Annotated in this window: 27 protein-coding genes, 1 tRNA gene and 1 pseudogene; 17 read left to right on the plus strand and 12 right to left on the minus strand. The window is 58.2% G+C overall.

Translation table 11 applies throughout. The features are described 5' to 3' along the window. The first annotated feature begins 93 nt into the window (after positions 1–93). The 3 genes from AADH44_RS06685 to AADH44_RS06695 all read left to right on the plus strand — a co-directional run bounded on the left by AADH44_RS06685 (position 94) and on the right by AADH44_RS06695 (position 2837). Positions 94–1125, plus strand: coding sequence for an ATP-binding cassette domain-containing protein (locus AADH44_RS06685; RefSeq protein ID WP_341951910.1), 1032 nt, complete (start codon positions 94–96; stop codon positions 1123–1125). Then, complete coding sequence (locus AADH44_RS06690; protein WP_341951912.1) at positions 1122–1967, plus strand: ABC transporter permease; 846 nt, start codon at positions 1122–1124, stop codon at positions 1965–1967. The genes AADH44_RS06685 and AADH44_RS06690 overlap by 4 nt, the downstream gene beginning before the upstream one ends. A 156-nt stretch (positions 1968–2123) precedes the next feature. Next, entirely contained in the window at positions 2124–2837 is a 714-nt protein-coding gene (locus AADH44_RS06695; protein WP_341951913.1) for a GDSL-type esterase/lipase family protein, read from the plus strand. A 32-nt stretch (positions 2838–2869) separates the two neighbouring features. Here AADH44_RS06695 and AADH44_RS06700 read toward each other — a convergent pair whose 3' ends face one another. Beyond that, positions 2870–3568 (minus strand): LysR family transcriptional regulator substrate-binding protein, encoded by a 699-nt coding sequence (locus tag AADH44_RS06700; RefSeq protein WP_341951916.1) that lies wholly within the window; start codon positions 3566–3568, stop codon positions 2870–2872. Between the two features lie 37 nt (positions 3569–3605). Here AADH44_RS06700 and AADH44_RS06705 point away from each other — a divergent pair, with 37 nt between their 5' ends. The 5 genes from AADH44_RS06705 to AADH44_RS06725 all read left to right on the plus strand — a co-directional run bounded on the left by AADH44_RS06705 (position 3606) and on the right by AADH44_RS06725 (position 8755). Beyond that, the gene (locus AADH44_RS06705; protein ID WP_341954938.1) at positions 3606–3968 is read left to right on the plus strand and encodes a DUF5997 family protein; all 363 of its coding nucleotides are present in this window, start codon (positions 3606–3608) and stop codon (positions 3966–3968) included. Positions 3969–4090: 122 nt separating this feature from the next. Then, entirely contained in the window at positions 4091–5254 is a 1164-nt protein-coding gene (locus AADH44_RS06710) for a GAF domain-containing protein (RefSeq protein ID WP_341951918.1), read from the plus strand. Between the two features lie 51 nt (positions 5255–5305). Further along, complete coding sequence (locus tag AADH44_RS06715; protein ID WP_341951919.1) at positions 5306–6055, plus strand: DarT ssDNA thymidine ADP-ribosyltransferase family protein; 750 nt, start codon at positions 5306–5308, stop codon at positions 6053–6055. A 21-nt stretch (positions 6056–6076) separates the two neighbouring features. After that, a complete protein-coding gene (locus AADH44_RS06720; RefSeq protein ID WP_341951920.1) occupies positions 6077–7396 on the plus strand; it encodes a GNAT family N-acetyltransferase in 1320 nt (439 codons plus the stop codon). A 60-nt stretch (positions 7397–7456) separates the two neighbouring features. Next, the gene (locus AADH44_RS06725; protein WP_341951921.1) at positions 7457–8755 is read left to right on the plus strand and encodes a M18 family aminopeptidase; all 1299 of its coding nucleotides are present in this window, start codon (positions 7457–7459) and stop codon (positions 8753–8755) included. 58 nt (positions 8756–8813) lie between these two features. Here the strand turns inward: AADH44_RS06725 and AADH44_RS06730 are convergent, their stop codons facing one another. Then, on the minus strand, positions 8814–9566 hold the full coding sequence (locus AADH44_RS06730) for a ZIP family zinc transporter (protein ID WP_341951923.1): 753 nt from the start codon (positions 9564–9566) through the stop codon (positions 8814–8816). A 106-nt stretch (positions 9567–9672) separates the two neighbouring features. Next, positions 9673–10137, minus strand: a pseudogene (locus AADH44_RS06735) (RNase H family protein); the annotation flags it as partial. 126 nt (positions 10138–10263) lie between these two features. On the opposite strand from AADH44_RS06735, the gene AADH44_RS06740 reads away from it, so the two are divergent. The 3 genes from AADH44_RS06740 to AADH44_RS06750 all read left to right on the plus strand — a co-directional run bounded on the left by AADH44_RS06740 (position 10264) and on the right by AADH44_RS06750 (position 12960). Continuing rightward, the gene (locus AADH44_RS06740) at positions 10264–11037 is read left to right on the plus strand and encodes an ABC transporter ATP-binding protein (RefSeq protein ID WP_341951925.1); all 774 of its coding nucleotides are present in this window, start codon (positions 10264–10266) and stop codon (positions 11035–11037) included. Continuing rightward, positions 11019–12590, plus strand: a complete 1572-nt coding sequence (locus tag AADH44_RS06745) for a transporter (protein ID WP_341951926.1) — start codon at positions 11019–11021, stop codon at positions 12588–12590. The genes AADH44_RS06740 and AADH44_RS06745 overlap by 19 nt, the downstream gene beginning before the upstream one ends. Before the next feature lie 70 nt (positions 12591–12660). Next, on the plus strand, positions 12661–12960 hold the full coding sequence (locus AADH44_RS06750) for a hypothetical protein (protein WP_341951928.1): 300 nt from the start codon (positions 12661–12663) through the stop codon (positions 12958–12960). Positions 12961–12964: 4 nt separating this feature from the next. Here the strand turns inward: AADH44_RS06750 and AADH44_RS06755 are convergent, their stop codons facing one another. Both AADH44_RS06755 and AADH44_RS06760 read right to left on the minus strand, forming a co-directional pair. Then, the gene (locus AADH44_RS06755) at positions 12965–13249 is read right to left on the minus strand and encodes a GNAT family N-acetyltransferase (RefSeq protein ID WP_341951930.1); all 285 of its coding nucleotides are present in this window, start codon (positions 13247–13249) and stop codon (positions 12965–12967) included. A 9-nt stretch (positions 13250–13258) separates the two neighbouring features. Further along, on the minus strand, positions 13259–13744 hold the full coding sequence (locus AADH44_RS06760) for a glutathione peroxidase (RefSeq protein WP_341951931.1): 486 nt from the start codon (positions 13742–13744) through the stop codon (positions 13259–13261). Positions 13745–13865: 121 nt separating this feature from the next. Between AADH44_RS06760 and AADH44_RS06765 the strand changes: the two genes are divergently transcribed. From AADH44_RS06765 to AADH44_RS06775, 3 genes are all read left to right on the plus strand, one after another. Then, a complete protein-coding gene (locus AADH44_RS06765; RefSeq protein ID WP_341951932.1) occupies positions 13866–14819 on the plus strand; it encodes a DnaJ domain-containing protein in 954 nt (317 codons plus the stop codon). A 100-nt stretch (positions 14820–14919) separates the two neighbouring features. Next, positions 14920–16188, plus strand: a complete 1269-nt coding sequence (locus tag AADH44_RS06770) for an amino acid permease (RefSeq protein ID WP_341951933.1) — start codon at positions 14920–14922, stop codon at positions 16186–16188. Positions 16189–16226: 38 nt separating this feature from the next. After that, positions 16227–16943, plus strand: coding sequence for an endonuclease/exonuclease/phosphatase family protein (locus tag AADH44_RS06775; RefSeq protein WP_341954939.1), 717 nt, complete (start codon positions 16227–16229; stop codon positions 16941–16943). A 26-nt stretch (positions 16944–16969) separates the two neighbouring features. On the opposite strand, the gene AADH44_RS06780 is transcribed toward AADH44_RS06775, so the two are convergent. From AADH44_RS06780 to AADH44_RS06790, 3 genes are all read right to left on the minus strand, one after another. Further along, complete coding sequence (locus AADH44_RS06780; RefSeq protein ID WP_341951934.1) at positions 16970–18436, minus strand: SulP family inorganic anion transporter; 1467 nt, start codon at positions 18434–18436, stop codon at positions 16970–16972. 274 nt (positions 18437–18710) lie between these two features. After that, a complete protein-coding gene (locus AADH44_RS06785; RefSeq protein WP_341951935.1) occupies positions 18711–20411 on the minus strand; it encodes an AarF/UbiB family protein in 1701 nt (566 codons plus the stop codon). Positions 20412–20448: 37 nt separating this feature from the next. Then, positions 20449–21015, minus strand: a complete 567-nt coding sequence (locus tag AADH44_RS06790) for a PadR family transcriptional regulator (protein ID WP_341951936.1) — start codon at positions 21013–21015, stop codon at positions 20449–20451. Between AADH44_RS06790 and AADH44_RS06795 the strand changes: the two genes are divergently transcribed. Further along, positions 21014–21178: a hypothetical protein gene (locus tag AADH44_RS06795; protein WP_341951937.1), complete on the plus strand. Its 165-nt coding sequence runs from the start codon at positions 21014–21016 to the stop codon at positions 21176–21178. The genes AADH44_RS06790 and AADH44_RS06795 overlap by 2 nt on opposite strands. A 132-nt stretch (positions 21179–21310) precedes the next feature. Here the strand turns inward: AADH44_RS06795 and AADH44_RS06800 are convergent, their stop codons facing one another. From AADH44_RS06800 to AADH44_RS06810, 3 genes are all read right to left on the minus strand, one after another. Next, positions 21311–21622 (minus strand): DUF998 domain-containing protein, encoded by a 312-nt coding sequence (locus AADH44_RS06800; protein WP_341951938.1) that lies wholly within the window; start codon positions 21620–21622, stop codon positions 21311–21313. Between the two features lie 34 nt (positions 21623–21656). Further along, positions 21657–21788 (minus strand): hypothetical protein, encoded by a 132-nt coding sequence (locus AADH44_RS06805; RefSeq protein ID WP_341951939.1) that lies wholly within the window; start codon positions 21786–21788, stop codon positions 21657–21659. Between the two features lie 250 nt (positions 21789–22038). Continuing rightward, positions 22039–22122, minus strand: a tRNA-Leu gene (locus AADH44_RS06810). A 152-nt stretch (positions 22123–22274) separates the two neighbouring features. Between AADH44_RS06810 and AADH44_RS06815 the strand changes: the two genes are divergently transcribed. Both AADH44_RS06815 and AADH44_RS06820 read left to right on the plus strand, forming a co-directional pair. Continuing rightward, entirely contained in the window at positions 22275–23606 is a 1332-nt protein-coding gene (locus tag AADH44_RS06815) for a M20/M25/M40 family metallo-hydrolase (protein ID WP_341951940.1), read from the plus strand. Between the two features lie 24 nt (positions 23607–23630). After that, positions 23631–24482 (plus strand): undecaprenyl-diphosphate phosphatase, encoded by an 852-nt coding sequence (locus AADH44_RS06820; protein ID WP_341951942.1) that lies wholly within the window; start codon positions 23631–23633, stop codon positions 24480–24482. 52 nt (positions 24483–24534) lie between these two features. Here the strand turns inward: AADH44_RS06820 and AADH44_RS06825 are convergent, their stop codons facing one another. After that, positions 24535–25470: a PAC2 family protein gene (locus AADH44_RS06825; protein WP_341951943.1), complete on the minus strand. Its 936-nt coding sequence runs from the start codon at positions 25468–25470 to the stop codon at positions 24535–24537. Between the last annotated feature and the right edge of the window lie 5 nt (positions 25471–25475).

Below are 25475 nucleotides of genomic sequence, written 5' to 3' on the forward strand. Positions count from 1 at the left end.
TTCATATTCGAACATATGTTCGACTGTGTCAATTGCATGCGACATTCATCGGCGTGTCTTTGTGATGTCGGGGGCATGCTTTACCGTTACCTCGTGACTTTTATCGAAGCAGTGGAACTCAGAAAGACTTACACGCCCAAAGGGGCCGCTCCGGTTCACGCGCTTGACGGCCTTGATCTTGTCGTTCCGCAAGGCACCGTCACGGCTCTACTGGGGCCGAATGGCGCAGGAAAGACGACAACGGTGAAGGTGCTCACAACACTTATTCGCCCCGATTCCGGCAGCGCGACAATCGATGGAATTGATGTGATCGCTTCGCCTGAACACATCCGTCCGATGATTGGCGTGTCTGGCCAATACGCTGCCGTAGACGAAAACCTCACCGGCTTTGAGAACCTTGACATGGTCGGGCGTCTTTATCACCTTGGGGCCAAACAGTCTCGTGATCGAGCGCGCGAACTCATTAATATTTTCGACCTTACCGAAGCACAAAACCGCCCGGTCAAAGGTTTCTCTGGTGGCATGCGACGGCGTATCGACCTCGCTGGTGCCCTTGTCATGCGGCCTCCTGTGCTCTTTCTTGATGAGCCAACTACTGGCCTCGACCCACGCAGCCGCATCGGAATGTGGGAGATCATCACGACGCTAGTGGGGGAGGGCACGACAGTGCTCCTCACTACCCAATACCTCGAAGAGGCTGATCAGCTCGCTGACAGCATCTCGGTGATCGACGACGGCAAAGTCATTGCCAAAGGAACCTCAGATGAGCTCAAAGCGTCGATCGGCGGCCAGCGTGTTGAGGTGAGTTTGGTTTCTACGGATGACTCGGCTGTCGCCCATGAAATCCTCACCCGTTTCGGCACAACTAAACCTGCCGTGAGCCTAGACGGCCGCGGACTCACGGTTAACGCAGAAGATGCCCCCGCCGCGCTGCAGCTCATTCTTAGCGAGTTCGCCCAGCGTGGTGTGCAGCTTTATGACGCGGGAATGCGCAGACCAACGCTTGACGATGTGTTCTTGAAACTGACGGGCCACACAGCAAGCACCGATGATTCCGAGAACAATGACTCGAGCTCATCGACATCTACGCAAAAGGCAACATCGGCACAGAAAGCACAGCAATGACCACCTCGGTTCGCGAAAAGACGCCGTACCCGACCACATCATCCCCCCTTATGGCATGGCTTAGTGATGGGTGGATCACCACTCGGCGCAACCTCATTAAGATCAAGCGGGTTCCCGATATCTTGGTGTTCACCACACTTCAGCCCATCATGTTCGTGCTGTTGTTTACTTATGTTTACGCCGGGGTAATCGACATTCCGGGCAGCACGTACACCGAGTTCATCATGGCGGGCATTTTTGCCCAGACGGTGGTCTTCGGCTCCACCTACTCGGGATCTGCCATGGCACAGGATCTCAAGGATGGAATTATCGACCGCTTTCGTACTCTGCCGATGAGTTCGTCTGCCGTGTTGGTGGGGCGCACTAACGGTGACCTTCTCATCAACTCGATTTCTATGGTCGTCATGATGACCACGGGACTCATTGTGGGGTGGCGCATTAATTCGAGCCCGCTTGAGGCCCTGGCCGCGATCGCCCTCCTGTTGCTCTTCGCTTATGCGTTGTCCTGGGTTATGGCTTTCATCGGAATGAGTGTGCGCAGTCCTGAAGTGATCAACAATGTCTCGTTCTTGGTGCTGTTCCCCCTCACCTTCATTTCGAACGCATTTGTCCCTGCCGAAACGCTACCTACGCCGTTGAGGGTCTTTGCCGAACTCAACCCGGTGTCTGCTCTCGTGCAGGCCGCTCGTGAGCTCTTCGGCAACACTCCGGCCGGTTCGGCACAGTCCGATGTATGGTCGCAGCAGCATCCCGTGCTCACCGTGCTCATCGGGATAGTGCTGATGTTGGCAATTTTCGTGCCGCTGGCAGTGCGTAAGTTTGCGAGCATCAGCACACGCTAAGTAACAGCTCACCAGGGCGATGCTCGTTTCCCTCTAGGAACGAGACAGTCGCAGTGTTAGAATCCGAACAATTAGAGCTGCCACTCCCGCCGGGGTTCTTAACGTCGCGACTACCCAGCGACCCACTCCGACATCGCCCGAAACGGAGTCCGACAGATGTTCGCCACCGTAGGTCATATCGCCATGAAGTCATTCATGCTTTTGTGGCTTTATACATCTCCGCATTCATGGCGGGGGCTCCCTACGCCAGAACCCGGGCCTCCCGTTGTCGTCGATGGGCCCAAACCGCAGCGCGTGCTTGTGTGCGGGTCAGGAATTGTCGTCGGATACGGGGTTGCGTCGTATGAACTCGCACTCGGCGGATCGCTCGCTCGCTCGCTTTCAACTCTCACCGGTCGCGGTGCCGAAGTTTCCACGATCGCTGGCCCGAGGATGGCCACACAAGCAGCGAAGTCCCGGTTGAAGGCTGAGGTACTCGACGGACTGGATGCGGTGGTTCTCTCTTTCGGGACCTTCGACTTGCTCTCTTTTTTGCCCGCCAACGTTTGGGGACGAGGAATGAGCGAACTCGTCGACTCGGTTCTTGCACAGTCACAATCGCAAACCCAAGTATTTATTATGAATTGCACGGCCCCGAAGATGTCGAAGTTCCCTTCGTCATACCGACGTCATCTACTCCGCCTTACCTCCGCATACAACGATGAAATTCGGTCGCTCGTCCAGCGACGCGATCGTGTCCACCAGATCAATTTCGCACCCAAGCCAGAGGATGCCGAGGCCGTTGCGGGCCGGCAGAGCTATCGCACGTGGGCTGAACAAATTGCACCAGATATTGCGGAGGAACTCCGCGGTCACACTACTGGCGACTAATTCACGATTGGTGAGTTCTCACGCTTCTTCGTCTAGCGTTTGCGTGGGCGCTGCGGACGTCGAACTTTTCCCTGTGGATACTTCCCCCGGGGCTGAGCCCGGTTTGGGCGTGTTTGTTTTTGTGCCGATACTGTCGCTTGGTCGGCTTCAGAAGCAGCTCCAGTAGGTTCTGAGCTACTGGCCGTGCCGCGAGAACTTCGAGCGGTGCGACCGCGAACAATTCCGATGAATTCTTCAACGTGGGGATCAACAGAACCGTCGCGCCAGGCCACAGCAACGTGCCACTCTGGACCGTCGTCGACCAGTTTTGCCGTCACATCTCGCCGCACCAGTGCTCTTGCCACCGCTTGAGGCATTACAGCCACTCCGACATTTGCCGCTACTAGTTCAGTCGCGGCCCGCCAGTCTCCGGGAAGCTGATTCTCTTTGCTGAGTTCAGCCATCACGACGGACGTTCGCGTGGCAAAGGAGTGATCTTTGGGCACAACAACAACTGCACGTTCCGTGTACAGGGGGATGGCTGCCAGGGGACGATCGCCATCGACGTCGCGGTCGATCGGAAGACGAACGATGGCGATATCAGCGACTCCGCTCCGCAGCATCCTGAGCGCTTCGTCCTGCTCTGATGCAACGAGCTCTAGGCCAACGTCAACGAGCCGTTCATGCCATACACGCGCCCATTTACCCGGAGTCGCACCGAGAACAAAGGCCACTGTGAATGATGAAGGCATAGGTTCAGGTTAGTCTTGGGTCGTGCCAGTTCAGACCATGAAACCCGCGACAGCCGCCAAGAAGCTTGGCATTTATTTGCCAGCTACCCCACAAGAGTTTCGCGACTCCGAGATCAGCCGCGAAGAACTTGCGGCGTTGCTTGAGTCACCGCCCGAATGGTTGGCTCAGCTGCGACGTGAAGGTCCGCATCCTCGGCAGGTAGTAGCCCAGAAACTGGGCGTCTCAACCTCAGGGCTAGCACGAGCTGGTGCGCCCGACGTGATGACGAGTTCGGAGATCAAAGCTCTCTTAGTAGAGATGCCCCAATGGCTCGTTGAGGAGCGTTCTGTGCACGCCGCAGTCAACGAAGAGAATGCTCGCATCAAGTCAGAGCGTGCCATCAAAGCCGCGGGAAAATAGTTCCTAGTTTTCCTCAAACTACCTAGTGCTGAAAAGTTTTCAGGTCTATACTCTGTAGGTTGAGTGCGTCCGTGTCTGGACGTTCGGGTGGGAATTGATTGTTACGTCGCTATGCTGCGCTTTTGGCGTGGCCAATTGTCGCGCTGTGGCTTGCGGTCGTTCCGCAGACGTGGCGCACACTTGTTGTACCAGCTGATGAGCCGCGCGCCGAAGCAGTGGGACCTGATCCCGACCGTGTTCTCCTTCTCGGCTCAGGCAAGTCAGCCGGCTTCGGTGTTCACACTCACGAACTCGGCCTCGGCGGTCATCTCGCCCGCGAGCTTGCGGCTCTGACTAAACGTGGCTGCAGCGTTGACATAGTCTCTGATCCGACGATGTCTGCCACAGATATTGGAGTCGTCATTGGATGGGCCCGCTTAGATAAATTCGACGCCCTCGTACTCACTCTCGGGGGAGCCGACACCATTCGGATGCGCTCGCTTTTCGCCTGGCGACGTGAGGTAAGAGCGCTGCTCGACACCATCGAGGAAATTGGTGGAGGAACATTGCGGAGTTTCATCCTGGGAATCGCCCCAGCAGACGGATTGCTTTCGCTTCCCGCGCCACTGCTGCGTATCGTCAACGTCAATATCGCGTACTTCAACACCATGACCGAACGCATGTGTGCAGAGCGCCCCGGAGTAACTTTTGTGCCAGTGACACCTCCAGCCGGAAGTGCGTTTGCGCCGTTTGAAAGCCGCACGTATAAGCATTGGGCTCGCGAGCTCGCCCCCGCTGTCGCAGCGCACCTCGCACACGTTGCTGTTCCGCCTCCGCCGGGCACGGCAGCAAACCAGAAATCCACGGCATTCGATGGTTCAGCACTCAGGGCGAAGCCTGTGTCGACCACACTGAATGAAATCACGCACTCGGCTCGGTTGCTTTTGAACACGAACGGTGCAGCCATCACATTTCACGACGAGCACGCGCACTGGTTCACGTCGACCTCGGGAGTCGCTGATATTGAGCGCGACGAAGCAGGGATATTCTGCAGCGCAGCATTCACGGGTCTCGGTCTCGTAGTTCGTGAAGACACGTTTCACGATAAGAGCCTTTCAGATCATCCGTGGGTGGTGCGAGGTCCGCGAATTCGGTTTTATGCCGGGTATCCGATTTCCGCCAGCAACGGTGACGCTATTGGTGCTCTTTGCGTCTTCGACACGGAGCCGCGCACATTTGATTCAAGTCACGAATCCCTGCTTCGCGAACTTGCTCTGCGGGTAGAGTCGGCGATACAGCACCGATAATTGCCGTACCTTGGGTACGGAGGTCATTTCTGAACTCCGAGAGAGGACCCAATGAGTGGCACCGAATGCATCCACGGCTTCGAGAATCAATTGTGCGATTCCTGCTTCCCTAAGGCTGTCCCCGTTAAGCCTGTAACGCGTGCAACAACCACATCTCGCGCTAAGCGCGTACCGGGCGCACCCCGAGCGTCTGCCAACAAATTGCCAGCACTCGCCGACCAGCGGGTCTATCACGTGACCCACATTAGTAATCTTGAGAACATCCTGCGCACGGGCCAGCTCGTTGCAGCGGCGCAGATCGACACCACAATCTTGGATGTTAGCTCTCCACTCACTCGGGAACTCCGCGGTACCGCGTCGCTCAGCACAGGGGAGTCGGTCGACCGCTACGTGCCCTTCAGCCTCGTTCCGGAATCAAACTCCTGGCGTGAGCTGCGCAGTGGCGCAGCTGAGCCTCGCTGGTCGGATGCCGCCCGCACCGTTTCATCAACAGACTTCGTTTTCTTAGTCACCACTATTCGAGCGCTCGGTGATGAAGCGGTTCTTGCAGACGGAGACGCGGCAGCAAGCCTCACTCGGTTCGCAACCGATGAAGACACCATGAAGAGAATGTTGGGCAACCTGCGTGCGGATGAGCTCACCGACGATGCCGAAGTTCTGATTCATGGCTCCTTCGCGTTTGACGAGGTGCAACTCGTGGGCGTTGCGAGCGACCGTGCCCGCGATCGCGTGAAGGAATTGCTTGACGCTGCGTCCTTTGCCACAAAGGTGGCGGTCTACCCGCCATGGTTCATTCAGTAGGGTTCGCGGTAGCGTTGATGCATGACGAACGACTTCGCTAAGCACCCTGTTGATGAATCTTCAGCCGCGTCAATAGCTGAGAGCGGACTGCGCTACGGTCTTGTCGATACCTCCGATCGAGAATCTTTCGCTGCTTGGTTTCAGGCCGATTCGCGTGGATTTCACGGCCCAATCATGTCGAAAGAGCAGGTTGATTCAAGTTTCGCGGGTGTGACCTACCGCCGGACCGTTGGGGTGTGGGATGAAACTTTGGTTGTGCCTGAAACGCCGGTAGCAACAACAAGTTCCTGGACAGAACAGTTGTCAGTGCCGGGAGGTCGCACTATCGATGCCTGGGCGATTAGTTCTGTCACGGTTTCCCCAACGCACCGACGCCGAGGAATTGCGCGGTCGCTTCTCGAGGGTGAGTTACGATCTGCGGCCGACATGGGCCTACCGATGGCAATGCTGACGGTCTCAGAGTCGACAATCTATGGTCGCTTCGGTTTCGGACCAGCAGTTTTTGGCGCCGACCTCTCAATAGACACTAAACGCGCGAGATTCGTTTCCACGGAGCGTCGCGGCAGGCTTCAACCGGTGTCACCGGCTGAATTCAGTAGCGAAGTCTCGCAGATTTTTGAGCGCATTCGCATACTGAGCCCTGGACAGATCAAGGTCTGGCCACTGCGGTGGGATCAGATTGGGGGTCTGGCACCGGGTGACGACGACTACACGAAGAAAACTCGTGTCGTGAGGTTCGACGACGATAGTGGGACTCCTCGGGGATTCGTCGTCTACCGCGTGTCGGGTGGAGAGGGCGACTTGACCAGTCACACGCTGACAGTTGACTACCTTCTCGCGGAAAGCGACGAAGCCTACGAGGCCCTGTGGCGTTTCGTTCTTGAGGTTGACCTAGTACGCGAGGTGAAGGCGGAACTCCGTTCGGTGGACGAGCCACTGTTGTGGCACCTCATCGACAGGCGTGCTGTGACGGCTACGCCGATTGATCATTTGTGGCTTCGAATCCTTGATATACCAGTGTCGCTATCCGCGCGCCGCTATTCAGGGGCTGCGCGCATCGGATTCGATGTTTCGGATACTCTCGGCTTCGCTCAGGGGAGCTTTCTGCTGGAGACGGACGACTCTGGCGTGCCCCTAGTCTCCTGCGTCGAAGAGTTCCCTCCCGACACAGCCACGGTTGCCCTGTCTGTCAATGAACTCAGTTCCCTGTATCTCGGGGGAGTGACCACCGCCCCTTTGGTCGCTGCCGGGCGGATCCGTGAGCTCACTGATGGCGCTGCGGCAACTATCGAGCGCACATTCCATTCGCCCGTCACGCCCTGGTTGAGTGTCTGGTTCTAGCCGACCCTGATTCGTAGGGCGGCGAGATGGATGCTCAACTAACAGTGCGAGAATTGACGCATGACTGCCGCCGTTGACCACGTCCATGATCTCGCTAACTTCGTTTCCGCATCGCCATCGTCGTTTCATGCGGTAGAAGAGGCCGCTCGTCGCCTTCGCGAGGCCGGCTTTAGCGAGCTCCACGAGGCGGATGACTGGAATGGTGCTCGCACGCGTAAAGCTGCAAAGTATTTCGTGATTCGCGACGGTGCGATCGCAGCGTGGATCCAGCCGACCAAAGCAACCGCAACGACTCCCTTTCGCATCCTCGGCGCTCACACAGATTCGCCGAGTTTCAAGCTCAAACCAAAACCAAGCACGGGCAGCGAAGGGATGCTGCAGGCTGGTGTCGAAGTTTATGGTGGCCCGCTGCTGAACTCGTGGCTCGACCGCGAGCTTGAGTTGGCAGGCCGAATCATCTTCAGCGATGGAACCACAGAGTTGGTGCGCACCGGACCTCTGTTGCGGTTTCCGCAGCTCGCGGTGCATCTTGATCGCAAAGTCAATGACGGCTTGACCCTGAAACGCCAGATGCACATGAATCCGGTCCTTGGATTGGGCGAGCAAGGAGATGCCGATCTGCTTGAGCACCTCGCGTCGCTTCTCTCCTCGGAGTCGTCCCAGCGTTCCGCCGCCGACATCGATGGCTACGACATCGTTGTTGCCGATACCGCCGCCCCCGCCGTGTTCGGGCTTGATGAGAAGCTGTTTGCCTCAGGTCGACTCGACAATCTTTCATCGGTTCATGCCGGTCTCGTCGCGCTCATCGGTCTCACTACCAAGCTTGACCACATTCCCGTGTTCGTAGCTTTCGATCATGAAGAGGTTGGTTCGGCTACCCGCTCGGGTGCCGCAGGCCCGTTCCTCGCTGACCTCCTTGCGCGCATTGGTGGCGGGTTAGGTGGCACCGACACCGACCGGATGCGTGCCGTGGCCAATTCGTGGTGCCTTTCATCAGACGCGGGTCACGCCGCGCACCCCAACTACCCAGAACGTCACGATCCCGCGAATCGCCCTCGTCTCGGTGGGGGCCCGTTGCTCAAAATCAATGCGAATCAGCGCTACGCCACCGACGGCGTTGGCGCAGCAGAATGGGCCCGCGCCTGCCGCCAAGCCAGCGTCAAATACCAAGAGTTCGTCTCGAGCAACGACATGCCGTGTGGCTCAACGATTGGTCCGATCACAGCGACCCGTCTCGGTATCCGCACAATCGATGTGGGCCTACCGTTGCTGTCAATGCATTCAGCTCGTGAAATGTGTGGTGTGGCCGATCCGATCGCGCTGAGCAACGCAATTGCGGCGTTCTTTTCTCCGGCCTAGAACGCGCTGATACCCGGTTCGCTGACCCGGCTAGATGAGGGGCCTGAACGCTCTTGTGCTAGCCGAGTTCGTGAAGCGCGAATGCGGTGAGGAAGCCGACGGTAACGATCAGTCCAGTAATCGTTCTGTCGCGCGCGAATGCTTCCGGAATCATTGTGTTTGACAGCATCGCGAGGATGGCCCCGGCAGCGACGCTAGTGACGAATGCGACCGTCGACTGACTCGCGCTTGCGAGCGCGAAGGTGCCCACCATTGCGGCGATTCCGCTCGCGACTGCGATTCCTCCCCAGACACTGAACACGTATTTTGCTGACCGCCCTGACTGCTTCATCCCGGCTGATGCCGAGAGGCCTTCAGGCACGTTCGAAAGGCCGAATGCGATGAGAAGTGCCATGCTCACGCCTCCGGTTGCCACGACGCTGAGCCCGAGAACAAGAGACTCGGGGATGCCGTCAAAGAGCGCCCCAATTGCAATAGCTGTGCCGCTGCCCTGCTTCTCGTTCTCAGAGGATTGCAGCGCCGTGGATCGTTTGCGGTGTTGCGCACCGTATCGAGAAAGGATGGCGTCAGCGATCACAAAGAGGATTGCTCCGGCAAGGCATCCCGCGATGGTCGCGGTGACGCCACCTCCGTCTTTGGCTTCTTGCACGAGCTCGTAGGCGAGCGTTGAGAGCAGCACGCCGGCTCCGAATGCCATAATTCCGGCGGTGACGGATCCTGGTACTTTCACAAACCATGACACGAGCGCTCCGACTACCAGCATGGTGCCCGATACAAATGCGGCCCCACCAGCGATCAGAAAGTCGGGCATGGGGTGAATCCTTTCGGAACTGCGGGGAGAGCGACTAGAAAAGCGGCGTTGATCCGTCGGTTGCGCCGTCAAGGCGTGCGCTGCGGAGAGCGGAATCGCTGATTGCGGCACCGGGGAACCCTGGGCCTGTCGGACATTCGCTGCCACGCTGGAACGCTTCTGCGGCCCCGCGGGCACGCACATCAGCCGCTTCGTTGAGGGGATGCCCTACGTGACCGCGCACCCATTCGAAACGGTAGCGTCGTCCGACGATTGCCTCGTCGATGTCTTTAAGGAGATCAACATTCATCACCGGCTTGCCATCACCCTTTCGCCAGCCCTTCTTCTTCCACCCGGGCATCCACTTGGTTACAGAATTAATCACATATTGGCTGTCGCAGAGAATCAGCAGATCGTCATCGATGTGTGCAGTGGAACGAAAGAGTTGCAGGACCGCCATAAGCTCGCCCTGGTTATTAGTCGCATGATCCCACCCACCTGCTGCCCAAGTTTTATCGTCGACGTACCACGCCCATCCGGCGGGCCCGGGGTTGCCGAGTGCTGATCCATCGGCAGCAGCAGTAATCGTCATAACAGCCTTTCATCTGTGCATGCAGTGCCGCCGTACCGCGCAGCCCTTCGACTCTAGTAGCTGCACATCGTCACAGATTCTGATGTGCAGCACACTATGAGCACCATTCGGTTTTAGGCTAGTGCTGTGCCCGATGCCAAAACTCTCTCGCCAGCCCTAGAAATCACAGGACTTACTAAACGATTTGGCGACAAGCTCGCGGTGAATTCTGTCGACCTTGTTGTTCCACGCGGATCCTTTTTTGGCCTAGTCGGCCCGAATGGCGCGGGAAAGACCACAACACTCTCGATGGCTACAGGGCTGCTCCGCCCCGACTCAGGCACCGTGTCGGTGCACGGTCTCGACGTCTGGACCAATCTTGTGGAGTCGAAAAAGCGTATCGGTGTGCTGAGTGACGGTGTGCGCCTATTTGATCGTCTCACTGGCTTGCAACTGGTGACCTACGCCGGTCTCTTGAGCGGAATGGATCGCGCAGTGGTCGCGGAACGTGCTGCCGACCTGCTTGACGTGTTCGATCTCGTGGCCGCCAGCGGAACGCTTGTAGTTGATTACTCCGCGGGCATGACAAAGAAGATCGCTCTCGCCTGCGCCCTGATCCATGCACCTCAAGTACTCGTGCTCGATGAACCGTTCGAATCCGTCGACCCTGTCTCCGGGGCAAACATTCGCGACATTCTGCACGGTTTCGTCGAATCTGGTGGAACGGTGATCGTCTCGAGCCACGCGATGGACTTAGTGCAGCGAATGTGCGATCACGTCGCCGTCATCGCGGACGGGCGAGTTCTTGTATCCGGAACCACAGACGAAGTACGGGGAGACTCCACCCTCGAAGACCGCTTTGTCGAACTGGTCGGCGGACGACGCCACGGAAAGGGCCCGGAATGGTTGCGCATCTCGTAAGGCTGCGCTTTCGACTGCTCCTCAACGGGCTCAGTCGCAGTCCGTGGCAAGCAGTCGCGGTCGTTCTCGGCACACTCTATGCGGTATTTCTCCTATTCTTGGCAGTAGTCGGACTCTTCACGATGAGTTTTGCGCCTGATGAAGTTGGCCGCACCGTGAGCGTGCTCGGCGGCGCAGTCTTGGTGCTCGGATGGACCGTGTTGCCCCTATTGAGTTCCGGCATCGACGAAACTGTTGAGCCCGCGAAGCTCGCCGTGTTCCCTATTCCCCTCAACACACTCGTGCTCGCCCTCGCCGTCAGCGGGCTCTTGGGGGTTCCCGGAATCGTCACCACGTTGGCCACCTTCGCGACGAGCCTAATCTGGTGGCAAACACCGATAATTGCAGTCGTCGCCGTTGCGTGTGGGGCTGTCGGTGCTGCGACCTGCATTGTCGGATCCCGGATGCTCGCAGCACTGACAGTTCGAATCTCAAGTGGTCGCCGCGCCCGCGAAGCAAAGACAGTATTGGTCCTCATCCCGCTGATTCTGCTTGGTCCGGCAATTTTGGGTGTTTCGTCGCTCTTTCGCGAGTTCTCAGACGTATTCCCGACTATTGCCGGCGTCGTCGCGTGGACCCCAATCGGTGCTATTTGGGCGGTGCCCGGCGACCTCGCTCTGGGTAACCCTGGTGAAGCGGCACTTCATGCTCTGACCGGACTTGCAACACTCACGCTCGCAGTGTTCGTGTGGCGTTGGGCAATCGATCGTGCGCTCGAACGCCCAGCGCACTCGACAACTAGCGCCAGCTCTCACCGCGGTCTCGGCTGGTTCCGGGTGTTTCCTGGTACCCCGAGCGGCGCAGTGGCTGCACGCGCTCTTACTTACTGGATTCGTGATCCCCGATACACCCAGTCCCTCATTAGCGTTCCGCTCGTGCCCACGTTGGTATTTTTCTACAGCGGTGCCAGCGGAGACCTTAGCGGTCTGCTTTTTGTTGGGCCGATTGTTGCTGTGCTTCTCGGCATGTCGATCTATACAGACGTCTCCTACGACAACACCGCGTTCAGTCTGCATTTACAGACTGGAGTAAGTGGCCAAGCAGACCGGTGGGGGAGAGTGGTTGGCGTGTCCGTTTTTGCAATTCCGGTCACGATCATCCTTACCGTGGCCAGCGTGTGGGTTAGTGACAGCTGGGAACGCCTTGCGGGTTTGCTGGGAATTTCACTTGGCCTGCTGCTGACTGGGCTAGCGCTCTCTTCGGTGGTCTCCGGCCGGTTTGCTTTCTCCGTGCCCGCCCCCGGGGATAACCCATTCAAGTCACGTCCCGGAGGGGGTTTCACTCTCATGCTCTCTATGTTCGCCTCGTGGACGGCGCTAGCAATTTTGTCGCTGCCCGAGATGATCGTGGCACTGCTCGGTTTTGCGACCGATCAACCGCTACTCGGATGGATAGCGCTGCTGCTCGGAATAGGCCTCGGTGCGGCGCTGCTGGTCATCGGTGTTCGTTGGGGCGGAAAGATTCTCGATCAGCGCGGCGCCGAACTCTTAGTTCAGCTTCAGCGACAGAAATAGACCCCCGCATTGTGACAGCGCGTACAGCTAGGCGGCGTAGTTTTCAGTCATGAACGATGACCCCACTAAAATGCGGAATCAACCGGCGTTAACCACCACTTCGGGCAACAGCTGGCTCATTGTCGGCGCGCTATTCGCAGCCATCACGATAGCGACGCTTGTTGCGCTGGCGCTGCTGCCTCCAGCCGGACTGGCATTCATTTCAATCGTGGTGATTGTGACGCTCTATCTGGCGATGCTCATCGTCAGGTTCGTCGTGCACGGTCGCAAGCGTCGCCTGAGGCTCATAGCCGCATGCTTTTTGACCATTGCGCTCGTCGGCCTCAGTTCCGTGATTGCCATTGCGGCAGTGAACTGGGCACAATTTTAAGGAGCTAGCGAGAAAGCAAATCTGCGCGTAACGGATTCGCCTCGAACCACTCGGCGACGTACCAGCACATTGGCAGAACTCGCTTCGAGGAGTTCAACTCAACGTCGTCCATCGCGAATGTGACGAGATCTGCCGCATAGCCTTTACCGCGGTGGTCTGGCTGCGTGTAGGTGTGAGTAAAAGAAATCGAACCGTCGTTAGATCGGTATTCCGCAACGGCGACGAGAGTGCCATCAACATTCATCACGTAGCGGTTCGAGTCTGCTTCGTGAACAAATTGGGTGGTCATCCCTCTAGCCTAGGCCGGGAGAGCAGCCTCTATTGCACGGACGATGGCGGGATCATCCGGAACTGTCGTTGGTCGAAAGCGGTGCACTTGGTTGTCGGGGGTGACCAAGAATTTTTCGAAGTTCCAGGTCACGCGCCCGGCTTTGCCGGTGCGGTCTGGTGTCTTTTTGAGTTCCGCATAGAGCGGGTGCGCCGACTTGCCGTTGAGCTTCGCCTTCTCGAACATGGGAAAGGTGACGCCCCATGTTGTTGAACAGTATTCTTTGATCGCATCTTCAGTGCTCAGCTCCTGCAAAAACTGATTACTCGGAAAGCCCAATACCGCGAATCCACGTTCGCCATACGTTTTCTGCAACTGCTCAAGCTGTTCGTACTGCGGAGCGAGACCGCACCGCGAAGCGACGTTCACGATCAACACGACTTTGTCGCGAAAATCGGCGAGAGACGTTGTGGTGCCGTCAATGGTGGTCAAGGGGATGTTGCGGAGTTCAGTCACGCAATCAGGCTACGCCCGCAGGCTGGGCACCCGCCTGTGACATCCCGAAGGTTGACAGGGAGATTCGGTAGTGTTGACCTTTCACCCGTCACCGCGTCAGTCGCCCTGCGAAAGCGAGTCCATGCCCGATAGTCCCCTATCAGCGAGTGCCTACGAGGTTCTCGGTGTAGAGGCCTCGGCTAGCGATGCCGAGCTGAAGAAGGCATTTCGGCGGGCGCTTCGCGAGACCCACCCCGACACAGGGGGAGACCCCGAGCGCTTTGCCGCGGTGCAGCACGCGTGGGATCGCGTAGGTACTCCAGAGAAACGGCGCGGCTACGATTCCGGCGCTGCTTCACGCTCTCGTAATTCTCGCTCCAGTGAATCAGGTGCGGCTAGTTCGCCCTTTGCTGCGAGGGGTGCCTCGCAGGCTCGTGAGGACTCTCGCCCTCGAGCTCGAGCCTATGGACACCCGGGCGGATGGCGCCGGGAGCGTTTTCTCGAGAGCATGCGCGAATGGGTTGGGCGAGGTGTCGCGCTCGATGACCCCTACGATCCGGCGCTCGTACGGAGTGCGCCGCGGGAGATCCGCCGCACACTCGCTGATGCACTCGCCGAAGAGGCAACCGCCCGCACTGTCAGCACGCTCGGTATTGGCTTCACTATCTGGCATGATGTCGCCACCGGGAGCCCTGACCGCAAGATCGATCACGTCGTGCTCGGACCGACCGGGTTGTTTGCGATCCTCTCTGAAGACTTCGGCGGCCCTGTAAAGGTTCGTCGTGGCGAACTTATCGGCCCCGACGTTCAGCCAGAGAAGCCCATGCATGAGCTGACTTCACGAGCAAAGTCGCTCAGTCGACAGCTCAAGGTAGCGTTCACGTGCTTCGTGATTGTTGTTCCTGATGATTCCCTTGCTCAACCGCAAGTGCCACTCGGATCGGCGCGCGGACAGCCGACAATGGTGGTGCGCCAGAGCGTTCTCGCTCACCTTCTGCGTACCGGACCAGAAGTATCCCGCAGCCGCCACATCGGCGGCAACGAACTCTTCGACGTTCGTACCAGGCTCAGCAATGGAATTACTTTCGTCGAATAGCTGTTCCAGCGTCTGACGTTCTGCCGATGGTCAACAGCCGTTCACCCCAAGCCGGTGTCGTGCGCCGACGTCACGCACACGCCGGGAGTAGGGTGAACCCGTGAAGACGAACGCCACGCTTCCTCGGCGAGTGAACACGTTCGACGCCACCATGATTGGTCTTGGATCAATGATCGGTGCCGGGGTGTTCGCGGCTTTTGTGCCCGCCGTTCAGGCCGCAGGGGCCGGGCTCCTCATTGGTCTCGGTATAGCCGCAGTTGTTGCGTGGTGCAACGCCGCAGCTTCCGCGCAGCTCGCCGCAGTGTATCCAGTCGCCGGCGGAACGTATGCGTACGGACGCGAGCGACTTGGTCCTTGGTGGGGCTTTTTCGCCGGATGGTCGTTTCTTGTCGGAAAAACTGCAAGTTGCGCCGCGATGGCCCTCGTATTCGCCGCGTATGTGGCGCCTGTTGGATGGGAGAAGCCGATCGCTATCGTGGCGGTCGTCGCACTAACGATAGTGAACCTTCTCGGCGTAACGCGCACGGCATTGGCGACAAAAATCATCGTGATCTTTGTGGTCCTTGTACTCGTTGGTGTTCTGGTCGCAGCAGTAAGCTCACCCTCATTGGGAGCGCACGCGATCACTTTCGCGGGCGACGTCAGTCTTTACGGAATCCTTCAGTCAGCGGGACTGCTCTTCTTCGCGTTTGCCGGATACGCCCGGATAGCGACGCTAGGTGAAGAAGTTATCGACCCTCAGCGGGCGATTCCTCGAGCAATCATGTTCGCCCTAGCCATCACTGCTGTGCTTTACCTCGCGTTGGGCGTGGTCATGCTCTCTGTGCTCGGAGGGGACGGTCTGGCGCAGTCGCAGGCGCCTGTTGCTGATCTGTTGGAGGCCGCTGGTTGGGGTTCGGCTTCCAGGCTTGTTGCGATAACCGCCGGTGTCGCCTCTCTCGGGGCTCTCTTGGCGCTGATGGCAGGAATCGGTCGCACGGCGTTCGCCATGTCGCGAAACGATGATGTGCCGCGCTGGCTGGGAGCCGTGCATCCAAAGTTTTCTGTGCCGTATCGGGCCGAGCTGGTTCTTGCGTTCGTCGTGATCGCAATTGTGTCAGTAGCCGACCTGCGTGGCGCAATCGCTTTCTCATCGTTTGGTGTTCTGCTCTACTACTTTGTGGCGAACGTCGCTGCCTTCACTCAGCCGGTAACACAGCGACGGGTACCGCGATTTATCAACGTGTTGGGCGCCACTGGATGTTTAGTGCTCGTAGTAACGGTTCCACTTGTTGGTATCGCGGTTGGGGTGCTCATTCTGATACTAGGGATTCCTGTGCGTTTGTTGTCCAACCGACAATCTGGCGCACTTTCCGATCTTGGCGCATAAGCTGGTTCTCTCTTAAGGAAGAGGTATTTGGATTCGTGATTCGCGTAATTAGCTACAACCTTCGTAAAAACAAGGCTGCCACAGAGTTGGCCGCACTCGCAGAAACGACTGATTTGGACGCCCTGTGCCTTCAAGAGGTCATAGCTTCTGAGCTTCCTACCGAGATTGGTGATTTGCATCTTGCAGATTCGACCAAAAACAACAGGCTCGGGCTTGCCGTCTACTATCGGCGCGAACGCTATGAGCAGACCGCGAGCCAGGCATTTGAGCTCAAGAAGTCGCTTCATGATCGAGTCTTCACGCCGACCCCCGAACGTCTTGTTGGCTCTCGGTTAGTCGACCGCGATTCTGGCGAGGAGCTGGTTTTAGCGTCATTCCATGCCGCGCCGCTCACCGCGCTCAATTCGTTACGTCGTAATCAAATCAAGGCAGCACACGAACTTTTGCAGACCCTCGGTTCGGGCGCACCGATTCTTATGGTCGGGGACTACAACTATCCGCTGTTTAAAGACGGACTAACCCAACGCGTAAAGAAGACGGGCTACGACCTTTCGCTCAGCGATCGCATGACCTACACGAATTACAAATTTTTCCGCGGTCATTTCGATTTCGTCACCTCGCAGGGGTTTACGATCGAGGGCGTAGAGACCCTCACCCGTGGAGCGTCTGATCATTTGCCGATCTTGGTAAGCGCCGAATACGGGACCACCAACACACACCATTCCACGATGTCAGCGGAGCCACTCGCAAGCTAGACGGTGGCGTACCAACAGTCGTTGAGTTAGCCTTCGCCGCCCAAGTTACCGGCGAGACGCTCGTGCATGTATTGGCTGGCTTCGTTGAGGCCGATAAGAACCACGCGCTTTCCGTGGCGCTCATACTTGGTCGTGATCGCATCAAGTGCCGCAACCGTTGATGCATCCCAAATGTGCGAGTTCGACATGTCGATGATGACCCGATCGGGGTCATCTGAATACTCGAACTGGGTCGTCAAGTCGTTACTGGAAGCAAAGAAAAGTTCGCCGTTCACACGGTAGTAGGCGGTCGGAACCGTCTCGTCCTCGGGTAGCGTGCGCTCGACTGTTGCAAAGTGTGCGACGCGACGGGCGAAAGCGACCATCGCAACGACGACACCGACGAGCACGCCAATGGCGAGGTTGTGGGTCACAACGACAACCACAACGGTGGCAACCATGACGACCGTCTCGCTCAACGGCATCCGCTTGAGAGTTGACAACTGCACGCTGTGCCAGTTGAAGGTAGAGACCGCAACAATGATCATTACGGCAACGAGCGCGGCCATGGGGATGATCGCAACGATGTCTCCTAGGACAACAACCAGGATGAGCAAGAAGATGCCTGCCAAGAAGGTCGAGATGCGAGTGCGGGCACCCGATGCCTTCACGTTGATCATCGTCTGACCGATCATCGCGCATCCGCCCATTCCGCCGAACAGCCCCGAAAGCACATTCGCAACACCTTGACCCCAGGCTTCACGCGTCTTGCGTGAGTGGGTGTCGGTGATGTCGTCAACGAGCTTGGCGGTGAGGAGCGACTCGAGGAGGCCAACGAGCGCCATCGCGAGTGCGAACGGTCCAATGATGGAGAGCGTCTCCCACGTGAGGGGAACGTTCGGGATAAACAGTTCGGGAAGGCTACGGGGGAGTTCGCCCTGATCACCGACGGTGGGCACTGCGATTGCCATTGTCACGGTCGCGAGAGTGATTAACACAATTGCAACCAGAGGTGCGGGGATAATCTTCGTGAAGCGAGGCATCAGCACCATGATGATGAGTCCGATACCAACGAGCGGATAAACCATCCACGGCACGTTAATGAGCTGCGGTAATTGCGCCATGAAGATCAGTATTGCGAGTGAGTTCACGAAGCCGAGCATGACGCTGCGGGGAATGAACCGCATGAGTTTGGCTACGCCTAGCACTCCCATAATCACCTGGAGAAGTCCGCCCAGGATTACGGTGGCGATGAAGTAGTCCATGCCATATTCGCGCGCTACCGGGGCAATCACTAGTGCAATCGCGCCCGTAGCCGCGGTGATCATCGCTGGTCTGCCACCGAGAAATGCGATCGATACGGCCATCACGAATGAGGAAAACAGCCCAACCCTCGGGTCGACACCCGCGATGATCGAGAACGAAATCGCCTCAGGGATAAGGGCCAATGCAACCACAAGGCCAGCCAGAATCTCGCGGGTGAGGAGGCGCGGCGTGCGGAGTGCCGTGAGCACAGAGGGATCTGCGCGATAACGATTAGGACGTGGGGTTTGAGCAATGGCGATAATTATCTCCTGCGAAAAGCGCCACACCGGGGCGCGGTTTACTAAATGATTGAGGAGCCTAGGCGCGAGATGCGCGCGGCTGAAGGCCGGCGACAATGCCGACTGAGACCAGGAATAGCCTAGCTAGACAAGAGCGGGCGACAACACCATGTGGCTGGGTCCTCTACCACGATAGCGGATCGCATAGATTCTTGGGTGACTCTCAGGCTGCGAGGAGCCGAATCTAGAGCAGGCGCGCCCGACTAAAAATCCCCGAGAACAGCGCGTGAGTGAGGGGGAGTGCCGAGATGACCATCAGCACAGTCCCCACTGTCGGGTCTGTTGGCCTCAACAGAATTCCGCCGATGAGCAGCGCGGTAAAGAGGATCGCAGACAGCACTCGGCGTGCAAGTTGTTCGATTACTCGGAGGCGCTTATCCGCTCCCGGGGTCTCTACGGTGAGCTGACCGCGTTGCATAAGAGTGGCGACGCTCTCCAACTGCTGAGGCAATCGCAGCAAGAGTCCGGCAGACGACAACGCTTGCTTGGCAAACTCCTTGACAGTGCCGCCGCCTTCGTCAATTGCGAGCCGCTGGGCGAAGGGTTCGATTGCTGTCCACACGTTGTAGGCGGAGTTGAGGTTACTGGCCACACCAGACGTTACAGAGACGGCACGGATGATCAGAAGAAAGTTCTCGGGGAGTTGGAATGGCATCGTGCGCACGACTTCACTGAATTCGTTGCCAAATGCGCGGAATTCCTGCGGGTCAACTTGTTGAAGTTCGGTGAAGCCCATTCCACCGAAGCGGTCGAAGAGTTCACCCATCGCCCGTTCGAGGGGGGCAGTTTCTGCGGTGCGCAACAGGATTCCCATATCGCGCACGCTGGCCACGAGTCCCGGTGCATCTCGTGCCGCCGCGGCAATGATGAGTCGCTGTAAGCCTCGGCTGAGGTTTTCGGGTACTTCACCCATCATCCCGAAGTCGATGAACGTGAGTGTCCACGCGGGAGTGCTGGGGTCCGGCCTATCCGGGATTGCGGGCGTGACAAAAATGTTCCCGGGATGCGGGTCGGCATGAAAGAAGCGATGCATGAAGAGCTGTTCGAACATTGCGCGCGACAGCTCGTCGGCAACTTCTGAGGGGTCGATCCCGGCTGCTTCTAGGCGCGAGAGGTCGTTGATCTTGATCGCGGTGGCGTCGGAGAGCGTCAAGACTCGTCGAGTCGTCCGTTCCCAGACGACTTCCGGTGCCTGAACTCGAGGGTCGTCGGCGAAGTTCGCGGCGAAACGTTCCGCGTTGCTTCCCTCGTTGAGGTAGTCAATCTCGCGCAGGCTGATGACAGCGAACTCTTCGAGAAGCGCCGGAAGGTCAACTCGGCGCGAAATGAAGCGAACGCGACTCAGCCAGCGGGCGACCCGACGAAGCGCAGAGAGGTCAACCTCGATGATTTCGGCAATCCCGGGTCGCTGAACTTTGACAACAACATCACTGAACCCCACATCGGTGGCGTCAGATGGCATGAGACGAGCGCGGTGCACTTGTCCGAAGGATGCCGCGGCGATGGGATTCGAGTCGAAGAACTCGTAGGCACGCTCAAGGGGAAGTGCGAGTTCATGTTCAGCACTCCCACGAATGAGGGCGAAATCGACTGCGGGAACTTCATCCTGCAGCCCCTCAAGTTCGCGGGTGATCTCCGAAGGCAGCACGTCAAGGCGTGAGGACATGAACTGTCCTACCTTGATCATGAGGCCGCCGAGATCGACCGCGAGCGTGTGGAAGTGGCGTGCGATGTGCGCTGCGCGAGCCAGACGTCGTCGAGCAGCGATGCGCTCAAGGCCGAAGCGCGGTAGTACAAGTTCGAACCACCATTCGAGAACCATGTACCGGGCAGCGAAACGCAGGATCCGACGGTAGCGGGCGCGCAGCTGTCTGGTGTCGGTCATCGATTCTCCCTAGTGCCGACTGTGCGGCTGCCTCTGTTCAGTCTTGCGCGAGGATTGCGTACAGTTTACGACGCGCATCGGTGACAACCGCGACGGCTTCGTCAACCTGCTCGGGACTGCCGTTGCGCATGATAGGAATTACCGCCTCAGCCAGCTTGGCTGCGGCGTGGGGGAGTGCAGTGGGGCGCGACGATTCGCGCGATCCCGAGTCCTCCCACGGAGCTGGGCGACTCGACTTCACTTCGTCGTGTCCCTTCTCTGTGAGCGTGTACGTCTTCTTGCCGTCAGCCTCGTGTGCTTCGATGAGGCCTTCATCGGCGAGCAACTGAAGTGTGGGGTACACCGAGCCGGGGCTGGGCTTCCAGGCGCCATGGCTGCGCTTCTCGATCTCATGGATGATCTGGTAGCCATGCATTGACTCTTCGGCCAAGAGGGAAAGAATGGCAACGCGAACATCCCCGCGCCCCATTCGTGGAGCTACCCGGCGGTCAAATTCTGTGCGCATGTTGTCGAATGCGTCCCACAGACCTTGGCCCGCGTTGTCGAATGCGTCTGCGAACGAGCGGCGAGAGTTTCGTCCACCGGTTCCGAATGAGTTGTTCATGCTGATCCTCCACTCTGTAGATAAGGGCCAGGGCGGCCCTGCCGATACTCAACGATACATCGTTAATACCTTCGTCGACGGAGATTTCAGCGAATTAGCAGCGATCGTTGCTGCGTGGGTCAGTCGCGTCAGACGCATCGTGCGCATGGGACGCAGTAAGTGAAAACAATCGAATGCCGACCATTGCCATCCACATCAATGAGGACCACATCGCAGCCCGCTGAACCAGCCCCAGTGAAGCCTCCATCAGACCAACCGCAATGATCGGTCCCGAGACAAGTGCCACCAAGCCCAGCTAGAAAGAGACAACCTGCGCAGTCATGCCAAACCGTCCGTCCGTGCGGAACACGAACGCTGAAAGCATCGCGGCGACAGGGAGCCCGATCGCTCTAGGCGCGCTGAAGACGCCGTGGAGCTGCCCCGAGACGGTGACATCGACACAACCTGCGTCGCACGGGAAGAATCCCACAACAACCATCCCGACTCCGGCGATGGAAAGAGAAACAACAGCAAGCACCTTGACCCAGCCACCCCGCAACAAGGTTGCGTACGCGATGGCAAAAGCGAGAATGCACAACCCGAGCAACACGAATCCGGCCACATTCATGACAGTGCCTTGGGGCGCGTTAACAGCACCGAGTTCACTTTGCGTGTCGCGAATCGCGATCGTAACCCGCCCACATCACGCCCAACACGATCGTGAGCACGATGAAGAACACCACACCGAGAGCAGCCACCAGCGCCAGTAACCGCCCAGCAGCCATGGCCGGCATCAATCGACCTTTCATGTTGAGGCATCGCTCCGAAGCTCGCATTCCAACAGGATGGCACCGAAACCGTGAGTTCTGCCGTGCCACGCACCTGAAACAGTCGCCGTCTCCCTAGTGCGAGCGAAGCTTTGTCCACGCCAAGCATCTTCGTTAGTACGTGCCCTCATCGAGACAAGAAAAGGTCGACACCCAAATAGATCTGGGTGTCGACCTTTTCTTTCAACTACCGATTCGGTGTCCGAATCTTTCACTGTGCGCGAAGGGGGACTTGAACCCCCACGCCCTTACGGGCACTAGCACCTCAAGCTAGCGCGTCTACCAATTCCGCCATCCGCGCGCATCAGCGGCGCTACAAGAGCACCGCCGAGATAAGAGAATAGCATCAATTCTGAACACAATTCGACGCACCCCATCGTCGCGATTGCGGGCGACCGATCTGCTCTACCGTGGCGTGCAGATTTTTCCCGGTCAGACGGCTAGCGTTGGCTTATGACTTCTGAGCCTTCTCTCGAGCGCACCGCTCAAATCGCGCAAGATCTCATCCGTCTCGACACCACGAACTACGGTGAGGGTCGCTCGAACGGCGAAACTGATGCCGCCGAATACTTGGGGGCGCTGCTCGATGAGATGGGGTTAACCACCCAATACTTTGATGCCGCGACCGGCCGCACGACGGTTGTTGCTCGTGTTGAGGGGAGCTACGACACCGAGTCGTCAGCACCCCACGCGAAAGAACGCCCGGCACTGATCCTGCACGGCCACACGGATGTTGTGCCCGCCGACCCACAAAACTGGTCAGTCGATCCGTTCGGGGGAATCATTCGCGACGGACTCCTGTGGGGCCGCGGGGCCGTAGACATGAAGAACATGGATGCCATGATCATCACGGCGCTCGGCGACATCTTGGAGGCAGGAAAGCGCCCGGCACGAGACCTCATCATCGCCTTCTTCTCTGACGAAGAAAATGGTGGCGAGTTCGGTTCACACTTCATGGTCGACCACCATGCCGATGTTTTTGACGGTGCCACGGAAGCAATTAGCGAGGTCGGTGGATATTCGGTAGATCTCCAGGGCCAGCGCGCCTACCTGTTGCAGACCGGCGAGAAAGCTCTGGTGTGGATCAAGCTCACCGCCCGGGGCATGGCGGCCCACGGCTCACGCGTGATCAACAACAACGCTGTTACGAAACTTGCTGAGGCGGTCGCAATCTTGGGCCGCCAAGAGTGGCCCGTGCGTCTCACCGATACAACGACGCTCCTCATCTCTGAGCTGTCGCGCATCCTCAAAATCGATCCAGAGGTGGTTGGGCCAGATGAGCTAATTCTTGCCACAGGCACCGCCTCCGGCTTCCTGCAGGCCACGTTGCGTACGACGAGCAACCCAACGCTGTTGAAGGCCGGCTACAAGCACAACGTGATTCCGGACATCGCTGAGGCACTAGTCGACATCCGCACCCTGCCAGGGGAGGAGGACGATGTTCTCGCGCAGGTGCGTGCGCTGCTGCCCGATGAGATCGAGATCGAGATCATGCACCGCGATATCGGTCTCGAGACGAGTTTTGATGGCCCGTTGGTCGACGCGATGATCGGCAGCCTCAATGTCTTCGATCCTGGAGCTCCTGTGTTGCCGTATTTGATGTCTGGCGGCACCGACAACAAAGCTCTCAAGCGTCTCGACATCACCGGGTACGGATTCGCGCCCCTGCAGTTGCCGCCGGAGATCGACTTTCCCGGCATGTTCCACGGTGTTGATGAACGAGTCCCGCTAGACGCACTAGTCTTTGGCAGGCAGGTCTTGGGTGACCTGCTTCTCAAGTACTAATTCTCAGCTGACCGGGAGCGCTTCATGGGGTTTATCGAGGCCATTATTTTGGGGCTTGTTCAGGGCCTTACCGAATTTTTACCTATCTCGTCGAGCGCCCACCTGCGCATCATGGGGGAGTTCCTGCCCTCCGCAAGTGATCCGGGCGCGACATTCACCGCAATAACCCAGATTGGCACCGAACTGGCAGTCATCCTGTATTTCCGCAGAGATATTGCGCGCATCCTGACCCGGTGGTTTCAACAGTTCCGTAAGACGACAAGTGCACACCGAGAATCGATTACTGGCAGCGATCCGGATGTTCGGCTTGGCTGGCTCGTAATCATCGGCACGGTGCCCATCGTGCTTGTCGGCTATTTCGCCCAGGAGTACATCAGGTCAACATTCCGCTCGCTCTGGTTGGTGGCGACCGTGCTGATCGTGTTTGGCATCATTCTGGGGATCGCCGATTACCTCGGAAAGCGCACGCGCTCAATTGAGCAGATGAGCTACGGCCACGGCATCGCGATAGGTCTCGCACAAGTGCTTGCACTCGTTCCCGGGGTCTCCCGCTCCGGCTCAACGATGACGGCCGGACTTGCCCTCGGCTACACCCGACCTGCGGCAGCACGCTTCGGGTTCCTGCTCGCTATTCCCGCTGTCTTCGGCAGCGGCCTTTACGAACTCGTCCACAGCTTCGGCCAAACCGACGAACCCTTCACCTATGCAGAAACGGCAGTTGCAACCGTGATCGCGTTTATCGTGGGCTACGGAGTGATTGCCGCTCTGATGCGCTACATCGAGAAGCGTTCATTCTTGCCGTTCGTGATCTATCGCGTTTTGCTTGGAGCGACACTCTATGTGCTGCTCGCGACCAACGTCATCCAGCCTTTGTAGACAGCATGCTGATGCGCGGGCGTCGCAACAGCAGATCCGTGGCGACGGGAGACTAGTCCTTGCCCCGCCACGGCTCATCGCCGGCTGAGCCCGGATCGGGCTTGTCATCGCCGCGACGAAGGTACTTCTCAAACTCCTGAGCAATAGCCTCCCCACTGGCTTCGGGGGAGTCGACGGTGTCGCGGGCCCGTTCCAACTGTTCGATGTACGACGACATGTCATCATCTTCGCCCGCGAGCGCGTCGATGCCGGTTTCCCAGTCGCTGGCCTCGCTCACGAGGTCGCCTCGCGGAATCACGACATCCACAATTTCTTCGAGCTTGTCGATGATTGCCAGAGTCGCCTTCGGCGAAGGCGCGTTGTGTACATAGTGCGGAACGGAGGCCCAGATCGACATCGTCGTGATTCCCGCCGACTCGGCAGCCTGGCCCAGCACCGAGAGGATGCCCACGGGGCCTTCGTAGTTGCTTCGCTCAATCTCCAGCGCGGTACGCACTGCAGGGTTTTCGCTTGACGTGAATACCGAAATCGGTCGAGTGTGGGGTACATCGGCAAGCATCGCACCAAGAAACACGATCGATGTGATGCCGTTATCAACGATGGTGTCGAGGATTTCCCGTGTGAACGCTTTCCACGACCGGGACGGCTCAGTGCCCAAGAGCAAGTAAATGTTTGACTTATTGTTAGCGCTCAACTGCAACTCTGCATCAGCGGCAATACTCTCGGGGCGCACTGTATTGGGTTGCGAGGGGCCGTAAATGGTGACTGATGGCCACGTCAACGTTCGGTTACCGTCGTCGTCGTAGGCAACGATCGGTCGATTGAACTGGTAGTCGAAGTAGTCTTCGGGGTCGACTTCGGCGATGGGGTAGACGTCTAACTGTTCCTTGAGGGATCTGACGGCGCCACTGGCCGCTTCTCCGGCGTCATTCCACCCCTCGAAGGCGACGACCAAGAGTCGTCCGTTCGTGAATGGGGTGTTAGTCACAGGTC

Origin of the sequence: Salinibacterium sp. TMP30, assembly GCF_038397785.1 — a bacterium.
In the GTDB taxonomy this organism is placed as follows: Bacteria; Actinomycetota; Actinomycetes; order Actinomycetales; family Microbacteriaceae; genus Rhodoglobus.